The sequence below is a fragment of the Gracilinema caldarium genome (assembly GCF_029265695.1).
Lineage (GTDB): Bacteria > Spirochaetota > Spirochaetia > Treponematales > Breznakiellaceae > Gracilinema > Gracilinema caldarium_A.
On the sequence record NZ_JAJUHW010000002.1, the window covers coordinates 71924 to 92979 of the forward strand.

The window sequence follows — 21056 nt, forward strand, 5'->3', positions numbered from 1 at the left end:
ATTATTGAAGCTCCAGACGGATCACCATGTTTTTAGTAATTGGTGTTCCCGGATCTGGATTTTGTTTAAATACCCAGCCGTCACCTTCTATTTCCACAGTTATGTCATCCCTTAATAGAAGGGGTAATAGTTGCTTTTTAGAAAATCCCCGTAAATCGGGCATTGCGTCCCCTATAACCAGATCCGGAGGAAAGGCAATTTTGACTGTTCCGCTGTGATCTACCTGGGGACTTTTGCCCCGGGGAATCCCAAGATAATTAGCCAGTTCTTCTGCGGCTTCTCTTACCGGTGGGGCGGCGATGCGTCCTCCCAGGTAGGAATCCCCCTTGGGACGAACTATTGCAAGGTAGAGGATAAGCGATGGTTGCTCTGCCGGAACTAAGGCGAGAATGCTGGCAATGTAGTCTGTTTTTGAATAGGTCCCCGTTTTAGGGTCGATGATCTGTGCTGTACCTGTTTTTACACCGATTGATATGTCGTCGATTTTTGCCCGTCTACCCGTTCCTGCCTCAGAGGCCGCAGCGATCATATATTTACGCAGTTCCCGGGCGGTTTCTGGTTTTATAACCTGCCGGGGAACGCCGGTCTGTATTTCGCGGACCAGTTTCCCTTCATGGTTCAGGATTCGAGATACTATCCGAGCGGGCACAAGCACTCCATCGTTGGCAATAGCTGTCGCAGCCTGTACCATCTGAAGCGCCGACACTGATATTTCCTGCCCTATAGCTATGGTCGGTTTCGATCTGGCGGACCATCGGTTAACGGGCCGCAAAAAACCGCTGGTTTCTCCGGAAACGCCAATACCGGTTTTTGTACCAAAACCAAAATTCTGCAGCATTTGATAAAAGGTTTGGGAATCTATACGGTCCGATGCATAGGCTGCCCCGGCGTTACAAGAATAGGTAATTATCTCCTGGGGCCGTACTGTTCCATGGGCTCCAAGACACTTAATGGTTATCTTTTCTCCCCCTAAGCTTGTTTGTTCGTATTGGCCATCACAGATAAAAGTGCTGTTTGGAGTGACAGCCCCGGTGTCCATAATGGATGCAAGCGAAAATATTTTAAAAACCGATCCTGGCTCATAAGCCCAGATTGCAGGCCGATCCATCCGTTCCTGTTCCGTCGAGCCCGTAATATCATTAGGATTAAAATTAGGAAGCGAAACATAGCCAAGAATATCCCCCGTCTGGGGGGTCATGGCAATCATCATGACCGCTTCTGCCTTGTTTTCCTCCAATGTCTTTTTTGCGATGCTTTCTAGACTCTGCTGCACTTTGGTATCTATGGTTAAAATAAGCTGGTTTCCAAAGGATACACCGTTCTGCGGGGCTAGTTCCGATTCAAAGGCGTATTCAATACCCCCGAGTCCCTGGTTTTCATCCCCAACAAAGCCAATAAGCGTGCTGGCTAGATTTTTCTCTGGGTATATCCGGCCCATGACAGGTTCTATCGCAATGCCAGGAAGTTTCCCTTCAGTTATTAATTGCTCAATGCTTCCCAAAACCGATTGATCGAGCCGTTTTTTTAGATACACAAATGAACTGGTTGATTGCCTTACCTTGTCGATAATAAGGGATTCATCCATTCCTAGAATAGGCGAGAGCAATGCAGCGCTTTGTTCCAAGTTGTTTAAGGCTTCTGGTTTCCAGACCGTAATGTTACCCAGTCTGGTCTGCATCGCTAAAATGGAACCATTCCTATCCAAAATCGGGCCCCGTTCAATAAGATTAGGTTTTTCTATGCCTTGGCTTACTGAATCGGGAAAGAGCATGAGCTGGGCATAACGAATATAGACAATAAGCATGAACAGGGCGAAGAGGCTTACAAAAAAGATGAATCGTCCCTTATTCGGCGGAATTGTTTCCATTATTTAATTCCTTCGACCCTTCCTAGTACATACTCAGCAGATATAGGTCCGTAATTCCTCGAATCATAGGACACTTCGCTGTTTTCGCCATGAACAATTATATACTGTTGATCCAGTAATTGCACGCAGCGTTTTACGGCGATTGTACCCTGGGGGGACAAAAATACAATGATGTCTCCCACTCGTGGATAGCTCCAACGGAGTGTATATACCTTGGCCCAGGGAAAACGAAAGCCATAGGCCAGTCGGTTGATGAACAGCACCTGCCCGGAAGGAATTGTGGGGACCATAGAATTCCCTTCTGCAATCATAAAATCGAAACAGAAGAACTTTATAAGTACCGCTACGAACAATGCCCCGACTATTGTAATGCCGAGCTGTTTATCCCTTTGGGGTATATTCATGAGAACTCAGTATAATGAACTGAACCAGCTCTGTCGATAAACTACTATGATGAATGAAATAATTAGGAAACAGCATATACATCAGCGGAAGCGTTTTACTCCGCTTCCTCTTACGGTTCCCAGATTTCGCATAGAGCCGGTCAATTCTGGTATACGTTCCAGATCCGTTTCCATTAAGCCCGCCGAAACTCTGGTAGTTTCTCAATCCCGCAGTATACCATTGATCCTTGCCGTCACCGCTGCATGTCTTGTACTTTCTATGGCAGCAGCATACCTCACGACTCCGAGCGCTGCAGGCAGAGAAGCATTTTCTTTACCCGCGGATCTTTCTGTTTCTTCTTATTTAAAATCCTATATTGCTCAAACCGAGGCAGAAACAACTGAAAGCAGCAATATGGACACGATTCCCCTTGCGCTGACAGAACAGTTTGCCTGGCAGACCTACCGGGTTCGCAGCGGAGATACGCTTTTGGGTATTGCCAAGTCTTTTAATCTATCAATCGATGCAATAGTTGCCCTTAATAACATAACCAGTGCCCGTTCCCTTCGCAGTGGAATGATACTAAAAATCCCCAATATGGACGGGATTCCCTATACGGTAAAAAAGGGAGACAGCCTTTCTAAAATATCCAAGGCCTGGGGCATACCGCTTGAAGCTATCCTTGACGCCAATGATTTAAGCAGCGATGTCATAAGTCCAGGTACAAAGCTGTTTCTTCCCGGTGCACGGTTAAGCGCTCTTGAGATAAAACGCGTCTTAGGTAACTTGTTTGTTTTTCCCATCAGCGGTTCTATCAGCAGTCCCTATGGCTGGCGGAACGATCCATTCACCGGGGTACGCCGTTTCCATGCTGCCATAGATATCGCACAGAATCTCGGTGTGCCGGTTGGTGCTGCCATGGATGGCCGAGTATCAGCCACTGGCTTTAATCCCGTATATGGCAACTATGTCATCATCAATCATGATGGCGGATATCAGACCATGTATGCTCATTTAGATACCATTAGGGTAAAAAAAGGCGATCGGATCCAACAAAAACAAGCTATTGGTACGGTGGGAAACACTGGTTATAGTACTGGACCTCACCTGCATTTTGCGCTTTTTAAGAATGGAAGAACTATGAATCCTTTAGAAGTTTTGGGAAAATAACCCAATGGTATAGATTATTGTTGCATAAATTACCCCGCCGATGGTATACTGCAGGCGGGAACAGGAGGTTCCATGCGGCAGCTTGTATTTGTCTTAATCGCTTTGCTTGCGGTGGTGACGTTTATCCGTGCCTATGATGTACCTTCCGCGGATGTATCCGGGAACCAGGCTCTTCAAGGAAAGATAACGGTCCAAAATATAACCGCAAATAACTAAATTTCCTTAAGTCTAACACTTGCATGCATCCATAGTCGGTAGTAAACTTTTGGATGTATGCTCAAATCCAATAAACTGTTTGTCATTGATACAAATGTATTTATCCATAACCCTGAAGCGGTCCTTTCTTTCCGCGATTCGGAAATAGCCATTCCCCTGGTTGTTCTCGAAGAACTTGATAAGCTCAAAACCTACCAGGATCAACGGGGAAAGAATGCCCGGGAAGCTATCCGTTTTTTCAATACCCTGATCAAAGGCGGTGATGTCCGCAGTGGTGTAAAACTTGAAAACGGCTCTGTGCTGCGGGTCATTTTTGGCGGAATCGGCGAGCCCCCTGCGGATCTGCCCCTGGATCGCAACGATAATGTAATTATTTTACAGGCTGCTGCTCTTTTACAGAGTGGAAGGCCAGTATTTTTTGTTTCCAAGGATATTAATGCCAGGGTTAAAGCCGCGGTTCTGGGTCTTAAGGCCGTTGATTATGAAAAACAGAAGGTCAATGCGGCGGAACTCTATGGCGGTATCAGAGATTTAGATGTAGTCTGTTCCTCTCCAGAAGCCTTTTCTTCGGCAGTTTCTAACCAATTTAACGATAAACTACTGGCAAACGAATATGTCTATGCCCATGCTTCGGATCCAGAACAATGTTTTCTAGGCCGTTGGGATAAGAAAGCCAATACGCTGCACATAGTTCCCCATGAGCGAAAACACTGTTTTGGTATTCAAGCCAGGAATGAACGACAATGGGCAGCCCTTGACCTATTGCTGAATCCTGATATTCCCTGCGTAACTTTAATCGGCAGGGCAGGCACCGGAAAAACCCTATTAGCTGTGGCTGCAGGCTTACATCTTGTGGTTGAAGAAAAAAAATATGACCGCATCCTTGTTTCCCGTCCCATAGTTCCTCTGGGTAAAGACATAGGCTACCTTCCTGGTGAAAAGGCCGCTAAATTAGCCACCTGGATGGAACCTATTTTTGACAACCTGGAGTATCTAATTTCTATAAATAAACGTCCTAATATGAAAAATGTGGACCAGATATTCAAAGAACGGTATATGGAAGTAGAAGCGGTCACCTATATTCGGGGCCGTTCACTTCCATCCCAGTTTATTGTGATAGACGAGGCTCAAAACCTTACTCCCCATGAAATAAAGACTATTGTTTCGCGGGCCGGTGCCAATTCAAAGGTGGTGCTTACCGGTGATCCAGAGCAGATAGACAATATGTATCTGGACGCTAATTCCAATGGGTTGTCCTATCTGGTAGAAGCTTTTAAGGGTGAGCAGCTATTTGGCCACATTACTCTCCAGAAAACCGAGCGGAGTGAGCTGGCTGAGCTTGCGGCACGGTTATTATAAAACAATAGGATTAAATATGGTGAAAATAAGTTTCCAGCAAATCGTAGACAATTCTTTTCAGAGTCTGGAGGTATTGGAAGCTCAGCAAAAATTGCGGCATATAAGAGCCTGTGAGCGGGCCCTTCAGAAATTAGAGGAAGAACTGGACGCAATTATCGAAAGCTCCCAAATTACAATAGATAATCTAAATAGAGGAAGCAGCAATGAATAGAGTAGTTACAATTGTTTTGTTTTTTATATCCTTGACCAGCCTCAATGCGGACATAGTTTTCGAAGGGCTTGACCTTTATTCTGATGGGCGTCTCCTCTATTCGGGTCAAGTTTCCAATCCTGGTGTAAGTGCTCAGAAAGGACTATTTATTGCGGATCTAGAAAAAAATAAAAGCAGTATGCTTACCGCATTTCCAGAAAAACTTGATCTCCTAGATAATGGAAAAATAATCCAGATACGAAACAGTTTTGGAGCCTACCGTTTTCCGATATCAGGCGGGCTCCCCCTGTCGGTTACAGGATTTCCTGGCTTTACCGATGGCGCTCCAATCCAATTTGGGCAGGTGGAAGCCATGGCTGCCTCGCCAGATGGAAAGTGGATTCTTTATATTGAACCAGTAAGCGCTGGATATGGTAATTTAGTTTTAATAGATGTCAGTACCGGTAGAAGATTTTCTGTTTCATCTCGTATTGAACGGCCTGGACGCAATTTTCCTGCCCAGTGGAGCAGAGATTCCCGGGTTTTTATTTATTCGAAAGATTGCAAGTTATACTACTTTTCTATAGCTACACTCAGCTCAGTCTCAGTGGACGAACAATTTAGAGTAATCGGAAACGGACAGATCAATTCGGTCTATTGGGGACCCCAGGGAGACTTCTTTTATGTTAATGGCAGGACTATCTATAGGGTACGAAGTACCGAACTGTTTGCCCGGTCCCTTTACACAAGTTTTTTAGATATCGGCCAGGTTGCTGGAATACTGCCTTTTACGTTTGATCCTTCATTCGACTTATTTTGGATACACCCTTCTTCAAAGGCAATTATCGTATCAAAGTCAGGGCAGAGTATTTTTTATTTTCCTTTAATTGATGGAACCAATGCTGTTTCCTCTCAAACAGGGCAGAGCTCTATTTATCCCTATTTAGTTCTGCCATCCCTTTGTTCGGATATTAAGCTCCTATGGTCTGCCGATGGTATTGTAACGATTTGGGGACTTCGTTCGGACAATAACGATATTGCCTTTGCATACCGCCTGGATGTCTCTAAAGATCAGGGGCCTTATAGTTTTGTTCCGGTGACTTTACCATCAATTTCTGATGCACTGCTTTCTCCCGATGGTTCAAAAGCTGTGCTCTGGGGGGATGCTGGAACTTTTGTATATAGCTATCGGGACTGGAAGCTTTCCCAGACTATTACTAAAACTAAGACCCTCAGTGCAGGCTGGCTTAATAACGATGAACTGGTTGTTGGTGATATACAATTCATTTATTTTTTCAAGCTGCCAAACAATCGTAAGATACTTGGGCTCTCCCAAGTAGATGCATATGGTTTTGAAGATAAGTCGGGAACTATTCTTGCAAAGACCGACAACACCTGGTTTAGCACTGATGGAAGTCTTGCCTGGTCGCCCCGTACTGGTAAAGTGGAGCTGCGTCCCCTCTCTGTTAGTTCAGACAGATTTCGCGTATACCTAGAAATTCAAGGCGGCGGTCCATACCGGAATTTGCCTATGATTAGAGCCATGGATGATATAACTACTAGACCTTTGATAAATATTGACGGATTACAATACGAGACTATCAGTAATATTCCGCTCAAAGATGAAGGGACTTCAAGAGACGGTGTTTTTAATAATGGGAAAAGGTATGGATCCCGCACGATCTCTCTTACCTTTGACGTCATTGATGCCCCGGAGGGTCTTACCACCGTACTCGATTGTTTAAAGCGTTACGGGATCCGGGCTACTTTTTTTGTAAACGGCGAGTTTATCCGTCGTTATGCCGACTTAACCCGCCTCCTGAGCAATTCTGGCCATGAGATTGGCTCACTGTTTTATGCTCCCATCGATTTATCAGATACACGATACCGTGTGGATGCTCAGTTTATCAAGCGAGGACTGGCTAGAAATGAAGATGAGTATTATGGAACAACTGGCAAGGAGCTTTCTGCCCTTTGGCATGCACCCTATTATGTGCTTTCGCCTGAACTTTTAGCCACAGCCGCTGCTGCGGGTTATAAAACAGTGGGTCGAGATATTGATCCTCTTGACTGGCTCGGTAAGACCGATGTGCGCAGAAGTTTTGTACCTTATCGTACGGCTTCTGAAATGATTGATCATATTATACAGACAAAAAAACCGGGGTCTATCATACCTATCCGGATTGGGGCAAACGAAAATGTGAGGGGCGATTATCTTTTTAATCAGCTTGATGTTTTACTAGACGCCTTACTGCGCGCAGGCTATCAGATTGTGCCGATTAGTACCCTGATGGAGCAGGCAAAATAAACGTTTACTGCCGATCGTAAAGCATAAATTGGTCTCGATCCTCATCCCGTAAGCCCTTGAGCGATGCTGTTTGCTGAGCCGTATCGCTCCATACAAAGGGTTTTACCGGCACAAGACCGGTCAACCCAAGCTCTTGGTTGACAATCAGTGAATCCTTAGGGGCTATCCCCTGCAGCCTGCAGGCGAGGTTTACTCCATAACCGATATAATCCCGGTACTTAAGCTGTGATGCTTCTGCAGATATTTCGTATTTATAGGCCTTTCCCTGAACGAGAGCGCCGGCAAGCCCAAGGCTCGGATAGGGATGAAAAAGATAATCGTTAAGAAAATCTGTATAGGAATTAAAAACGGTAAGGGCCGAATCTATTGTTTCTTGATTCGAAGCGTCCCAAATCAGCAGCGCTCCGTCTCCCATGAGCTTGTAATAGGAACAGTTATATCCATATTGATTGACACAGGAAAGCAGGTTTGTTGTAAAGCTTTGTATGAGCGGAAAGACGATCCTATCATCGTTGCTGCGTAAAAAATCGCTAAAATTACGGATATCGATACACAGTATTAAGGCTTTTTCAATGGTGTTGCCCAAGTATACATTGTCAAAGAAATCGACAGGCATTTTCTTGAGGCCCTGTCGTGTAAGTTCATCAAGTTCTATCGTGTTCATGCCCGTATTGTACTCTAAAATAAGCAATCTAGCCAATTTAAAAAATTGGACTTTTTAGAAAAAAAGAGGGGTGTTCAACAAATTATTGAACACCCCCATGTGTTTGGGCGCTGAGAGACTCGAACTCCCGACATCCTCGGTGTAAGCGAGGCGCTCTAGCCAACTGAGCTAAGCGCCCGATGGGGAGAAACTATCATAAAGTAGGACGTAAAGTCAAGCCTCTCGGCGATATTTCTCGTTTTTCTGGGGCTTGTTAGGCTTTCCAAGTCCATGTATGCTTACCCAAGTATGGATAAATTAATTATTAAAGGTGCCCGGGAACATAATCTTAAAAATATCGATCTTGAACTACCCCGGGACAAACTCATTGTTATTTCGGGACTTTCCGGATCAGGAAAAAGCTCCCTTGCTTTCGATACTATCTTTGCAGAGGGCCAGCGCCGCTATGTAGAGAGCCTTTCCGCCTATGCGCGCCAGTTCCTTGGCCGTATGGATAAACCCGATCTGGATTATATCGAAGGTCTTTCCCCTGCCATATCGATCGAGCAAAAAACAACCCATCGGAATCCACGCTCGACCGTAGGTACGGTCACGGAAATATACGACTATTACCGGCTTTTGTATGCCCGTATCGGAATTCCCCATTGTCCATCCTGCGGAAGGGAAATTAAGGAGCAATCGGTGGACCAGATGGTGGATACTATTCTATCATTTCAAGAGGGGACCCGGGTGCAGCTTTTAGCTCCCGTCATCCGGGGAAAAAAGGGTGAACACCAGAAAATCCTTGAGGATGCACGGAAAGCAGGTTTTGTCAGGGCTCGCATTGACGGTCTCATGGTTAACCTGGAAGATGATATCAAGCTGGACAAACAGAAAAAGCATACGATAGAAATTGTGGTAGACCGGCTCGTTATAAGCTCCGATATTCGCTCCCGTCTTGCCGAATCGGTTGAGACTGCCCTTGATTCGGCGGATGGCATTATGCAAGTCATTCGTTCCACCGCTGATGGTGATGAGGAGCTTTTTTTCAGCCGACAGAGTGCCTGTCCCGAATGCGGTATATCGATTCCTGAGTTGCAGCCCCGGCTATTTTCCTTTAACAATCCTTTTGGAGCCTGTCCTGCCTGTACTGGACTGGGAATTAAAATGGAATTTGATCCGGATCTCATTATTCCCGACAAAAGTCTTTCCTTTAATGAAGGGGGCTGTATTCCCTATAATCCCGATTCCGCTTGGAACAGGAGCCGTTTTGAAAGTCTCGCCCGGCATCTACATTTCAGCCTGGATACTCCTTTTAATGAACTTCCGAAAAAGGTTCTCGATGCCATTTTATATGGTACTGACGATGCAATCGATGTAGTGTACGAGAATAGGGAGAAAACAGGCAAGTTTGAATATAAGTCTCGGTTCCCCGGTATTTTGGAGGATCTGAAACGCCGGTATCGGGAGAGCCAAAGTCAGGGGGTTCGGGATTGGCTTGAAAAGTTTATGAGCCAGAAACCCTGTGAAGTCTGCGGCGGACGGAGACTCAAACCAGAGGCCCTCTCGGTTACGGTCGGGGGCAAAAATATTCATGAATTGAGCAGCCTTTCGGTAGCCGATTCACTTGCATTTTTTGATTCTATTCGCTTTACCGACACGGAACGGACTATTGCAAAGCAGATCCTAAAAGAAATTGTATCCCGCCTGGGCTTTATGAAAAATGTGGGTCTCGACTATCTCACTTTGGAAAGAAAAGCTGCGACCCTTTCAGGCGGAGAGGCCCAGCGGATCCGGCTTGCTACCCAGATTGGTTCAAGCCTTGTGGGTGTGCTCTATATTCTCGATGAACCTTCAATCGGTCTCCATCAGCGGGACAACCAGCGGCTTATCGATACTCTCATCTATTTGCGGAATATCGGCAATACCCTCATCGTGGTAGAACATGATGAGCAGACCCTCCGGACCGCAGATTATATTGTTGATTTGGGGCCCGGAGCTGGTGTTCACGGCGGTAAGGTGATTGCCCAGGGGACACCGGAAGAGGTAATGAAGGTAAAGGATAGCCTTACCGGTCAATACCTTGCGGGAACCCTTTTTATGGAACTGCCAAAGGAGCGGCGGAGGGGAAACGGGCGCTTTATAAAGCTTAAAAATGCCTCAGAACATAATCTCAAGGGGATAGATGTGTCTATTCCCCTCGGAGCCTTTACCTGTATTACCGGTGTCTCCGGTTCTGGAAAATCAACACTTCTCTCTGATGTACTCTATCCTGCAATATCTAACAGGGTAAGTGGGACTAGTTATACAGAGGGTGCATACGAAAGCATAGAAGGAGTCGAATACATCGACAAGGTTATAAATATTGATCAGAGCCCCATCGGCCGAACTCCCCGGTCAAACCCTGCAACCTATGTGGGCGTTTTTTCTGGCATCCGGGATCTTTTTGCGGCCCTTCCCGAGGCTAAAACCAGGGGTTACAAGCCTGGCCGTTTTTCCTTTAACGTTAAGGGCGGAAGGTGTGAAAACTGTCAGGGAGACGGAACGATTAAGATAGAAATGAACTTTCTCCCCGATGTTTATATTACCTGTGATGTCTGTCATGGAAGGCGTTTTAATAAGGAAACTCTGGAAGTACGCTATAAGGGCAAAAATATTGCCGATGTTCTTGATATGACCATAGAGGAAGCTGCAGAGTTTTTTGCGTTTATCCCCCATGTGGCTCGCAAACTGGAAACTTTACTTTCTGTCGGTCTTGGGTACATCAAACTAGGCCAGTCTGCCTTAACCCTTTCGGGTGGAGAGGCCCAGCGGGTTAAGCTTGCTTTGGAGCTTTCTAAACGTTCTACAGGAAAAACCCTCTATATTCTGGATGAACCTACCACGGGGCTCCATTTTGCCGACGTAAAACAGCTTATGGAAGTGATTCAGAGGCTTGTGGACGGAGGAAATACGGTGGTTATGATAGAGCACAATCTGGATGTAATACTGCAGGCCGATTATATCATAGATCTTGGCCCTGAAGGGGGAGACCGGGGAGGTTCTGTAGTGGTGACCGGAACACCGGAAGAGGTAGCTGCCTGTGAAAAGTCCTATACAGGGTATTATATAAAAGAGCAGCTTGAACGGAGCCTGTCCAATCGATGAGAAAATTCGCTGCAATTTCGATTTCTGCGATGGTTTTCATGGCAGGACTTTTAGGTGCCCAAACTGAAGGCGCCAGTCCCATTTCCAATTCCCCATCTGGGCCTCAGGTTTCAGCCGATTCTGAAGACGCTGCATTTCAAGAGCCCAATTATATCGAGATGGATATCCGTACATCTCGGCTTGAAGAACTGGCAGACTGGTGCCGCAGGCTGGGGCTTTCCGATGCGGGGACCTGGGAAGAACTCGCCGGAAGGCTGCGGACCTTTTACGGGATTGCAGCTCCTGCTGCTGAAACGAAAGAAGGGCGGACCATTACCATAGAATCTGCCCGCAGTTCTGAATATTTTACCCTTGAAAGTGTAAATGAATCCTATGCTCGGCTTAAGGGTGCGGTCATTATAACGGTAAAAGACGGAGATTTTGCCCACCGGCTCAAGGCAGACGAGGTTCTTTTTAACCGAAGCCGTAACAGTATAACCGCCACTGGAGCTGTTGAGTATGTCAAGGAAGGGGGCGGTGTAAAAGAGGTTTTTAAGGGCGACTCTATTTCTATCAATGTGGATACCTGGGAAGGTCTATTCCTGGGCGGAGCTTCCGAGCGATCCTTACAGGATAAAACGACAGCTTATCGTTTTGCGGGGGAAGTAATTTCCCGGGACGAGGAAGAGGTAACTGTTTTACAGAATGCAACTATTACCAGTGCATCCAGGGACGACCCCTATTGGTCTATAGGGGCGGCAAAATTGTGGCTCCTTCCGAGCTCCGATTGGGCCATGGCTCATGCGGTTTTAAAGGTTGGGGAAATTCCCCTTTTATATATTCCGTTTATTTATCTCCCCGGGGACGAAGTGGTTTTTCATCCTGTTTTAGGATACCGATCTCGTGAAGGGTCCTTTGTCCAAACCACAACCTACCTGCTTGGGAGGCCGAAGGCGACAAGCGCTTCGGAAAATTCTATAACAAAAATACTCGGCTCTGCTTCTGATACGGAACGGAAGCAGGAAGGCCTGTTTTTGCGAAGCACAGGCCAGCGAATAGTTAACCAGGATGGCCCAAGCCTGAGTATTCTTTTTGATATTTATACTAATTTGGGTGCCTATGCAGGACTCAATGCAAGCTTTCCGAAAGGTGGGATTTTAGGTAAAACAGATTTGTCAATTGGGCTTGGACTTACCAGGGATGTATATCAAGTCCTACCCAATTATTATACACCGTTTAAAAATAATGATGGTATAAGCAACTGGAACACATCGGATATTTTTGGGTATCCAATACCTTTTCGGTATCGTTTTAAAACTACAGGTACTTTGCAAAGTCCCTTTTTTTCGTTTAATTGGGAGTTTCCGTTATATTCAGATCCCTATGTGGATCGGGACTTTCTGAATAGGACAGAATCAATGGATTGGCTCCAGATGATTAAGGAAGGGAGCAGTCAGACCCAAACAAGTACTGCCAATCAAGTATCGACCCTGGGCTCATACCAGTGGAGATTCAATGTAGCCTTTCCTGGCCCTGTTTTTGAAATTAAGCCTTCTATTGTCACCTTGTCAGTCAATTCCTTATCTTCATCTCTTTATTTTAATACCCGGTCAGTCAGCAATCCAGCTTCTCCTTTGGATGCACTCTTTTTTTATCCAGAGCGGTTTACCCTGTACTCAACAAATTTTTCGCTTCGGGGATCCCTCGTTACTCCTTCTACGAGCCAGCTTGCTTCCTCGTCATCCAGTACACAGCAAGGTACCAGCGCTGTTACTGTTCCCGCTGACTTGAAGGTCCCGGATGTCTGGTCCCCTTGGGCTGCCGAAAAGACAAGGGATTCCGTTCAAGATCGTTCCGTACTTGCAGAGATTTCTGATCCCCTGGAGACTTTGCAGCCCCCGGCTCTCCAGCAGACTTTTACCGTAACAAGCGCCCAAAGCCCCTATAAAATGCAAATGGATTACAGCTTTAATCCAGCTATTTCGACTGAGCTTTTCTTCCGCTCCAACGCCTCCCATTGGCCGACCAAAGATGCAGTTCGTTGGGATGACTTCGCTTCCATTTTTACCAATTTCCGAGGCGATGCAAACATTGGATTATCTGTTGCAGATCCTTCTAATATGCTTTCTGCCTCATGGAAATTAACGAATCAAAGCGCACTGCAAATATACAACTATATGAACCAGGAGGCCGAAGAATATGATACCCAAACCGAGCGGGAAACGGCGCTGCTTCGCAGCTATGCAGGAACCTATAACAATGTAATACCGGAATTAAGCTTTAAAATTGCTCCTTTTGTGCAGGACGAAATCTGGAAAACTACAAGTTTTCAGTATGTGCTGCGAGGTACCCTGGTAAAAACGGCATTTGTGGGCGATGCGGCTACCGGGGAATGGCTAACTAACATGGGAGAATGGACAAAAGAATATGTTTCAAGCCATCAAATACAGCTGAATTTAGCGGCCAGTACAAGTTCGCTTTCCCAGAATAGCTCATTTTCCCTGGAATTACCGCCCAGGGATAGCTCTTTAAAAAGCACTGTGAATGTATCATACGGGATTAGCCGTTCGAGCCTTTCTTTCTCGATTGCAGATCCCTTTGGAGAGCCGGTTTTTAAGCCCCTTACCGCTTCGGAAGAGATAAAATTGAGGGAAAAACTCAGTATTAAACAGGATCTCATCTATGATCCGGAACTGAAGGCTCTTACATCTTGGAACACCGGGGCTGTTTTAGGGCCAGCTTCGCTAAACTATCGGGCTGCAAGAAATCAAGGTTCCGGAACATTAGAACCGGTGGCATTTTCTCTTGGATACATCAATGTATTTAACTACAATACACTATGGAAAAACAGGATTGCCTATACCTTGGATATCAACAGTAGTCTGAATATGGATCTCCAGCGCTATACCAACTCGGTGTTTACCTTTACGATGGGGACTACGGTCAAGATTGCCCAGTTTCTCGACCTCAGTTTCAGCACTAAATCTCAAAATTCTGTTGTATTCCGGTATATGCAGAACTGGCCGATATGGAAAACCCCCGATTTTATGCCAGGGGAACAGAATCTTTTGGTGGATCTGCTTAATTCCTTCAGATTCGATAATGAAGAACTGCGAAAAAAGTCCGGTTTTAAGCTTAAATCCCTCAGTTTTAAGGCGGTCCACTATCTCGGAGACTGGAATGCCACATTAGGAATAGATTTAAATCCCTATTTGAATAACGCAATAGTCCCTAAACGCTACCAATTTAATACTTCTGTTTCCTTCCTTGTTCAATGGATTCCCATTCCAGAATTCAAAACTGAAACCTTTAGCGATACAAAGAATGGATTCATATTCAAGTAATGCCCTTGACGTGACCCCCAGGCCTCTATAAACTTTCCCCTAACATGCAATTGAAATGGTTTATGTTTCAACTACATGTTAGGGGTTCCTTTGGACAGTAATGTAACCATTATTTTGGATAGTCAAGATATTGCAAGCGGTGTCTGCGGCGCTAATGACAGTAACCTGCGGGTGATAGAAAAATCCTTGGGTGGACATATTGCCACTAAAGGAAATGTATTGCGGCTGGAGGGCTATGATGAGGCACTGCAAAACCGCATAAAGCTTATCATCGATCATCTTATCGATGCGGTCCGAAAGGGTGAACACCCGTCTCCTGAATATGTGCGGTCCTTGACTGTTACCCTCGAGTCGGGTCCTCTGGAGCAGGGCGAGGCCGCTAAAGTTCTGGATCCGCTGCGAGAAGGGGTTATTCAAATACCAAATGGTTTTGGCAGGGTATACCCGCGGACACTCAACCAAGCAGCCTATATCCAAGGGATTCGCACCCATGAAATAGTGTTCTGTGTCGGTCCTGCGGGTACGGGGAAAACCTTTCTTGCAGTTGCGGAAGCACTCAGGCAGGTATTATCTAAAAAACGCCGTAAACTCGTACTTACCCGTCCGGTTGTGGAAGCCGGTGAAAGTCTGGGTTTCTTGCCAGGAGATCTGGCTCAGAAAATCAATCCTTATCTGCGCCCGCTGTACGATGCCATGGAAGCCTTGGTGCCCTACGAAACCATTCGCAGAATGGAAGATAATCGGGCTATAGAAATAGCCCCCCTGGCTTATATGCGGGGCCGAAGTTTGAACGACTGTATTATAATCCTTGATGAAGCCCAAAACACCACAAAGGAACAGATGAAAATGTTTCTTACCCGTATAGGAGAGGGATCTCAAGCCATTGTGACCGGTGATACGACGCAGATAGATTTGCCCCGCCGCAGTGACTCGGGGTTGCTCCATGCTATTTCGTTGCTTCATAATGTGGAGGGGCTCTATTTTTCGTATCTCAATACCGCTGATGTGGTACGAAACCCCCTTATTAAAAAGATCATCCAAGCCTATGACCATGAATCAAAATAATTCTTTTTTAAGCTCCCTATGGCCCCATAAGATCCGCTTTTGGCCTGCTCTGGCTATAAGTGCAACCTTTGCCATGATTCTTTTTGTTACCCTGGGCAATATAGGCAGTTCCGCTGCGAATAGTCCAATACTCCGTGAATTTGAAGTCGGCAAGGTTGCTGAACGGGATTTTATTGCGGATAAATCAATATCTTATGTGGACGATGAAGCTACACAGCTCCGCAAAAAAGCCCAGGAGCACTTGGTACCCGCGGTTTTTCGCTATTCTACCGATGCAACAAGAGATGCCCTTGCCATGTTTGGCCGTTTTAAGTCCATGGTACGTTCCCTTTTTACAAACCGGGTATCTGCTGACGCCTTCAGATTGGGAATACAGGCAGAATACCCTGGAATGTTTCCCCAGCAAGTACTCGAGACCCTGTATCGAAGCCCCTCACGGGAACGGTTTTTAGAATATGCCGAATCGGTTTTAAAAATTCTCTTAGAGGAAGGAATTTTTGCCACGGGTAAACTGAATCTGGATCTATACAATCCGGACCAGGTAGAAGTGATTCGCAAAGGGGCAATCCGTACTGAGCGAGAACGGATTCCTATTAACCGTATGGTTACTTTAATCACCGCTAAAGAGCGAATCGCAGAAATTGCAAGTTCAGGTTCCTATCCCTCAAGTTTTACGTCCATAGCTCCCTATATCCTGACACCCTTTGTGGTCGAAAATGTGTTTTTTTCGCAGGAGGATACTAATCTTCGTCTCGAAGAGACCAGGGCTCGGTTAGAACCGGTGATTAGGCAAATTGAGCGGGGTGAACGGATTATTAAAAAAGGGTCCATAGTTTCAAAAGACGATTTAGCTCGGATTAAAGCGCTGAATCAAGGCAAGGATCGGCAGAATCCAATTTATATAATGGGCCTTGTAGGGATGCTGCTCTTTTCATTTGGGCTGCTTCTATTTATGACAAGCCCTGCAATGGTGGGGAGAAAGCTTGAAGCAAAGGAGATTTACTTTCTCACTATTTTAGGGGGACTATACGGTATCAGCGCTATTGTTCTTTCCAGAATGATAGGAATAGAGTACCTCTCACTGGCTGTTTTTGTGCCTACTGCTCTTTTTGTTATGCTCCCCGCCGTTATTACTGGCGGAAGAACCGCCACCGCTATAGCCATATCAATGCCCGTCATCGCCTTTGCCCTTGGGGCCTATGATGAGCAGGCCTTCCTGTTTGCCCTCGCTGCGGGCATAACGGGAGTTTTCTCTATGCGGGCGGCGGAGCGGCGTATAGACCTTATTAAAGCCGGATTGTTTGTGGCTGCGATGCAGGCTCTCTTTTCACTGGTCCTGCTTCTCTTTGATCAGAGTCCCCTTTCTGTATTTCCCATGGTGATATTCTGGTCAGCTTTTAATGGACTTATTTGCGGTATGCTGGTGCTCGCCTTTTTGCCCCTGCTCGAACAGTGGCTCAATGCAACGACGACATTTAGGCTTATGGAACTGGCAGATCTCAATTCTCCGGTCTTAAAGCGGCTTCTTACCGTAGCGCCCGGAACCTATAGTCATTCGGTTACGGTGGCCAACTTAGCTGAGTCTGCCTGCAGAGATATTGGGGCTAATGCGCTTCTTGCCCGGGTTGGAGCCTATTATCATGACATTGGAAAAATGGATCAGCCCGATTATTTTATCGAAAATCAGGCTGCCTATAACAAGCATGATGAACTTGCTCCGCGGCTCTCTGCGACTATTATAAGAAGCCATGTAAAGCTCGGTATTGAAAAAGCTCGGGCCCTTGGTCTTCCGCAAGCGGTCATTGATATTATATCAGAACATCATGGAAATTCGGTTATAGCCTGGTTTTACAATGAGGCTCTAAAGCGGGAGGATCAGGTCAAGGCCGATGATTTTTCTTATCCTGGCAATCCTCCGCGCAGCAAAGAATCGGCGGTAGTCATGCTGGCCGATACGGTAGAAGCTGCCATGCGCACCCTCAAAAAGCCCACAATTACCAAAATTGAAAAATTTGTTCATGAACTGATTATTGGTAAATTTGAACAGGGACAACTTGATCAATCAGAATTAACATTTAAGGATTTGGAATTGATTAAAAGCGCCTTCGTCCGCGTCTTAGCTGGACACTATCATTCGAGAATTGAATATCCAAAAATAAGCCGGGAGGTTCCCTTTGAACAGGGTTGAAATTTCATCCGCCGAAAGTCTAGAACCCTTACCTTGGATGCACAAACTCGAAGCTTTTGCCTTGCTCATTCTAGAAAAACTTAAAAAAAACAATTGGGATATTTCTATTCTTCTTTGTGATGATGAAACTATTCGCCAGCTTAATGCGGAATACCGGAATAAAAATGAACCTACCGATGTTTTATCCTTTGATCTGGGAGAGACAGTGGAAGAGGATGGAGAAAAGCGATATCTCGCGGGCGATATTGTCATCTCCCTGCAAACCCTGTATGAGAATGCTCATTATTTCAGCGTAGAGCCCGATGAGGAGTTTCGTCGTCTTGTAATCCATGGTATTCTGCACTTGAGCGGCATGGATCATCAAACTAATGATGCTTCAGAACCGATGCTGCAGTTTCAGGAACTTCTTCTTGAGCAAACAAAAGAGGAGCATATTCTTTTATGAATATCAAAGAAATCTGGAATCGTTTTTTTAGTGCAGCCACCCAAGAGGAAATAAAGGAATTTGAAAAGCTGGAATCGGATCAAAAGGACATGATCCGCGGCGTGGTTGAACTTTCTGATACCATGGTTAAGGAAGTCATGGTTCCTCGAATTGATACGATTTTTCTTTCTGTTGAAATGAACCAGGATGAAATGCTGGAAAAAATCGCTGAGAGCGGACATTCACGATTCCCAGTTTATAAAGATACGATCGATAATGTTATCGGTATTTTGTATGTTAAAGATTTGCTCCGCACTCTCGTTAAGCATGAATCGATTCAGATGCAAACCATACTGCGAAAGCCATTTTTTGTTCCCGAATCTAAGCGTATTGATGATCTTCTGCGGGATATGCGCCGCAAACGGGTCCATATTGCCGTAGCCGTGGACGAATATGGCGGCGTTTCCGGTATCGTCTGCATGGAAGATATTATCGAAGAAATCGTTGGAGATATACAGGACGAATTTGACAATGAACGGGAAGACATACTTCAGATCGGAGATGGGGTGTATCTCTGCGATGCTCGGCTTAATCTGGAGGATCTGGCGGAAGAACTAAAATTAGATTTACCGGTAAACGATTTTGACACCCTTGGGGGTTTTGTATTTGATCTTTTCGGAAAAATACCGGTAAAATACGAAAAAGTCAGCTATGGTGGTCATGATTTCATTATTCAGGACATGGAGGGCCACAAAATCAACACCGTTAAAATAGTGTTAAAACGGAGCCCGACGGAATGAAACGGAATGCGCTCTCCTTCTTTATCAGCTTGCTGCTCTTTCCCGCACTGCTTTCAGCCCAGCAAAGCCTTAATACGTGGTTTCAAAAAGGGCAGACCGCAATGGTGCAGGAAGATTGGTATAGCGCTGCGGAAGCATTTCTGGAAGCATTAAAAATCAACCAGTCCCATGCAGAAAGTGTCGCGGCCCTCGCTGAATGCTATTACCAATTACGGGAATATGACCAAGCCCTTTCCTGGGTTCGGAAGGCAAGAACCCTGAATAGGGGTTCGATGAATCTGGCTAATCTGGAAGCCCTTATACTTATTGCTATGGGACAGCTCGAAACCGCATCGTCTGTTCTGTCGGAGATTCTGGCCCGGGAACCCTATAACAGGGACGCCCTCTTTGCTGCTGCAGAATTAGAACTAGCCCGTGGCAAGGTTGGTGAAGCGGTCAAAAAATACCGCGAGGCGGTTGCCCGATATCCCGACGATCGGAGGGCCCTGGTATCACTTGCCTTAGTCCAGGGATCCCTTGGAGACTATGACGCAGCCCGGTTAAATATTACCAGGGCCGTATCTCTCCATTCAGACGATTATCGAGTCCATTATTATGCTGCTTATCTTGATGCATTAGCGGGTAAATTAGAAAGCGCCGCCGCGTCCCTTGATATCGCCCTCACGCTTAAACCCAATTTCCTGGCTGCCCATTCCTTGCTTGCCAGTGTTCGCTATCGGGCAAACAGATTCGATGAAGCTGCACGGATTGCGGATCAGATTATAGCGGCGAATCGTAATGATGTAAGCGCCTGGTATATTAAAGGGATGTCCTTTATCCGGCTTGGACGCTTTGCGGAAGCCCGTCAGATCCTTTCCGTGGCTCTTTCGATAGACAGCGAAGATGAGTTTATACGAGCCGCCCTGGAAGATACGGTCCTTAAATCAACTGCCCTTGAGTCTTCTGAACGGTCTGTGTGGGCATCCTGGCATTTTAACAGGGCTCGATCTTTCCAGAGCAATAACCTTTTACAGGAAGCTCTTTTTGAATACCGCAGGGGACTGCGGATACATCCCTATGCTCCAGAACGTCAGGAATATGCTGAATTGCTTCGGATTCAGGGATACCCTGGCCGCCAGCTCGAAGAACTCAAGTTTCTGCAAGACATCGGCAGGTCCAATCGAGTCATCAATGACACTGTGGAAGCCTATAACTCTTTGCTTTATGATACTCTTCCTCGGATCTGGCAGGTTAACCCCTATACCTTGCAAAACCGTCATTGGAAAGTTGCGGTCTTCTCGGTAGGTTCTCAATCAGGAATGAAACATGTGGATGCCGGTGCGGTAGCGGCGGCTTATTTTCAGGATTTGCTTAGCCATGACGGCAATATTGCGGTTATGTCTTTAGAAATACGGCAGCCCAGTTTTTCATCTGCATTCAGAACTGCCCGAGAGGCTGGAGCGGATTATTTTCTTATACTTTCAGTAAAGGAACAGGATCGGGACTTATCCATTCAAGCGGATATGTATGTCGGGAGAACAGGATCTTCAGCCGCATCCTTCTCGGTATATAAGGTCGGACAGGACCGGCTGCGTAATGGGAGCCGCCAAATTGTGTCCCAATTGCAGGCTGCTTTGCCCTTTAGAGCCCTTATTCTGCAGAGAAAGGCAAACCTTGTATTGATTGATAAAGGAAAAGCCGATGGTGTTGCCAAATCGAATACCTATCAAATTATTCGAAAGGGCAGCTCTGTGGTACGGAACGAAGGGGTTGGTCTTGTATACTCTCCAAAGGATGTCATTGGAACCCTGGTTATCGATGAAGTTGATGAACTAGTCTCTCAAGGGACAGCCACCAGAGCAGGCTTTTATGATGAGATCACCAAGGGCGATGAGGTAATCGCCATCCCTGAAAAAGGGCCAAGCCAATCTGTACCCCAGGATGTATCCATAGATCCTGAGCTGAGGTACCTTCTGAGGACACTCCGCTAGTA

General features: G+C 46.0%; 15 protein-coding genes and 1 tRNA gene. 12 read left to right on the top strand and 4 right to left on the bottom strand.

The features are described from left to right. Position 1: 1 nt before the first annotated feature. On the bottom strand, positions 2-1867 hold the full coding sequence (locus Q7P68_RS01300) for a penicillin-binding protein (RefSeq protein ID WP_304221816.1): 1866 nt from the start codon (positions 1865-1867) through the stop codon (positions 2-4). Further along, entirely contained in the window at positions 1867-2271 is a 405-nt protein-coding gene (gene lepB, locus Q7P68_RS01305; protein WP_304221818.1) for a signal peptidase I, read from the bottom strand. The genes Q7P68_RS01300 and lepB overlap by 1 nt, the downstream gene beginning before the upstream one ends. A gap of 49 nt (positions 2272-2320) precedes the next feature. Between lepB and Q7P68_RS01310 the strand changes: the two genes are divergently transcribed. The 5 genes from Q7P68_RS01310 to Q7P68_RS01330 all read left to right on the top strand — a co-directional run bounded on the left by Q7P68_RS01310 (position 2321) and on the right by Q7P68_RS01330 (position 7494). Next, the gene (locus Q7P68_RS01310; RefSeq protein WP_304221821.1) at positions 2321-3421 is read left to right on the top strand and encodes a M23 family metallopeptidase; all 1101 of its coding nucleotides are present in this window, start codon (positions 2321-2323) and stop codon (positions 3419-3421) included. Between the two features lie 72 nt (positions 3422-3493). After that, on the top strand, positions 3494-3637 hold the full coding sequence (locus Q7P68_RS01315) for a hypothetical protein (RefSeq protein ID WP_304221823.1): 144 nt from the start codon (positions 3494-3496) through the stop codon (positions 3635-3637). Positions 3638-3694: 57 nt separating this feature from the next. Beyond that, positions 3695-4996, top strand: a complete 1302-nt coding sequence (locus Q7P68_RS01320; RefSeq protein WP_304221825.1) for a PhoH family protein — start codon at positions 3695-3697, stop codon at positions 4994-4996. Between the two features lie 16 nt (positions 4997-5012). Beyond that, positions 5013-5207 carry a hypothetical protein gene (locus Q7P68_RS01325; RefSeq protein WP_304221828.1) on the top strand — a complete coding sequence of 65 codons (195 nt, stop codon included), beginning with the start codon at positions 5013-5015 and terminating at the stop codon, positions 5205-5207. Further along, positions 5200-7494: a polysaccharide deacetylase family protein gene (locus Q7P68_RS01330; protein ID WP_304221829.1), complete on the top strand. Its 2295-nt coding sequence runs from the start codon at positions 5200-5202 to the stop codon at positions 7492-7494. Before Q7P68_RS01325 ends, Q7P68_RS01330 begins: the two co-directional genes overlap by 8 nt. 4 nt (positions 7495-7498) lie before the next feature. On the opposite strand, the gene Q7P68_RS01335 is transcribed toward Q7P68_RS01330, so the two are convergent. Both Q7P68_RS01335 and Q7P68_RS01340 read right to left on the bottom strand, forming a co-directional pair. Beyond that, positions 7499-8158: a hypothetical protein gene (locus Q7P68_RS01335; RefSeq protein WP_304221832.1), complete on the bottom strand. Its 660-nt coding sequence runs from the start codon at positions 8156-8158 to the stop codon at positions 7499-7501. Positions 8159-8262: 104 nt separating this feature from the next. Continuing rightward, a tRNA-Val gene (locus Q7P68_RS01340) sits at positions 8263-8336 on the bottom strand. Between the two features lie 110 nt (positions 8337-8446). Here Q7P68_RS01340 and uvrA point away from each other — a divergent pair. The 7 genes from uvrA (at position 8447) to Q7P68_RS01375 (ending at position 21054) form a co-directional block, all read left to right on the top strand. Next, a complete protein-coding gene (gene uvrA, locus Q7P68_RS01345) occupies positions 8447-11284 on the top strand; it encodes an excinuclease ABC subunit UvrA (protein ID WP_304221835.1) in 2838 nt (945 codons plus the stop codon). Further along, positions 11281-14607 (top strand): LPS-assembly protein LptD, encoded by a 3327-nt coding sequence (locus Q7P68_RS01350; RefSeq protein ID WP_304221837.1) that lies wholly within the window; start codon positions 11281-11283, stop codon positions 14605-14607. Before uvrA ends, Q7P68_RS01350 begins: the two co-directional genes overlap by 4 nt. A 90-nt stretch (positions 14608-14697) precedes the next feature. Further along, entirely contained in the window at positions 14698-15672 is a 975-nt protein-coding gene (locus Q7P68_RS01355; protein ID WP_304221841.1) for a PhoH family protein, read from the top strand. Further along, positions 15659-17860 (top strand): HD family phosphohydrolase, encoded by a 2202-nt coding sequence (locus tag Q7P68_RS01360; RefSeq protein WP_304221843.1) that lies wholly within the window; start codon positions 15659-15661, stop codon positions 17858-17860. The genes Q7P68_RS01355 and Q7P68_RS01360 overlap by 14 nt, the downstream gene beginning before the upstream one ends. After that, a complete protein-coding gene (gene ybeY, locus Q7P68_RS01365; RefSeq protein ID WP_304221845.1) occupies positions 17847-18305 on the top strand; it encodes an rRNA maturation RNase YbeY in 459 nt (152 codons plus the stop codon). Before Q7P68_RS01360 ends, ybeY begins: the two co-directional genes overlap by 14 nt. Further along, positions 18302-19084, top strand: a complete 783-nt coding sequence (locus Q7P68_RS01370; RefSeq protein WP_304221849.1) for a hemolysin family protein — start codon at positions 18302-18304, stop codon at positions 19082-19084. Before ybeY ends, Q7P68_RS01370 begins: the two co-directional genes overlap by 4 nt. Further along, positions 19081-21054, top strand: a complete 1974-nt coding sequence (locus Q7P68_RS01375) for a tetratricopeptide repeat protein (protein WP_304221851.1) — start codon at positions 19081-19083, stop codon at positions 21052-21054. The genes Q7P68_RS01370 and Q7P68_RS01375 overlap by 4 nt, the downstream gene beginning before the upstream one ends. Positions 21055-21056 lie beyond the last annotated feature (2 nt).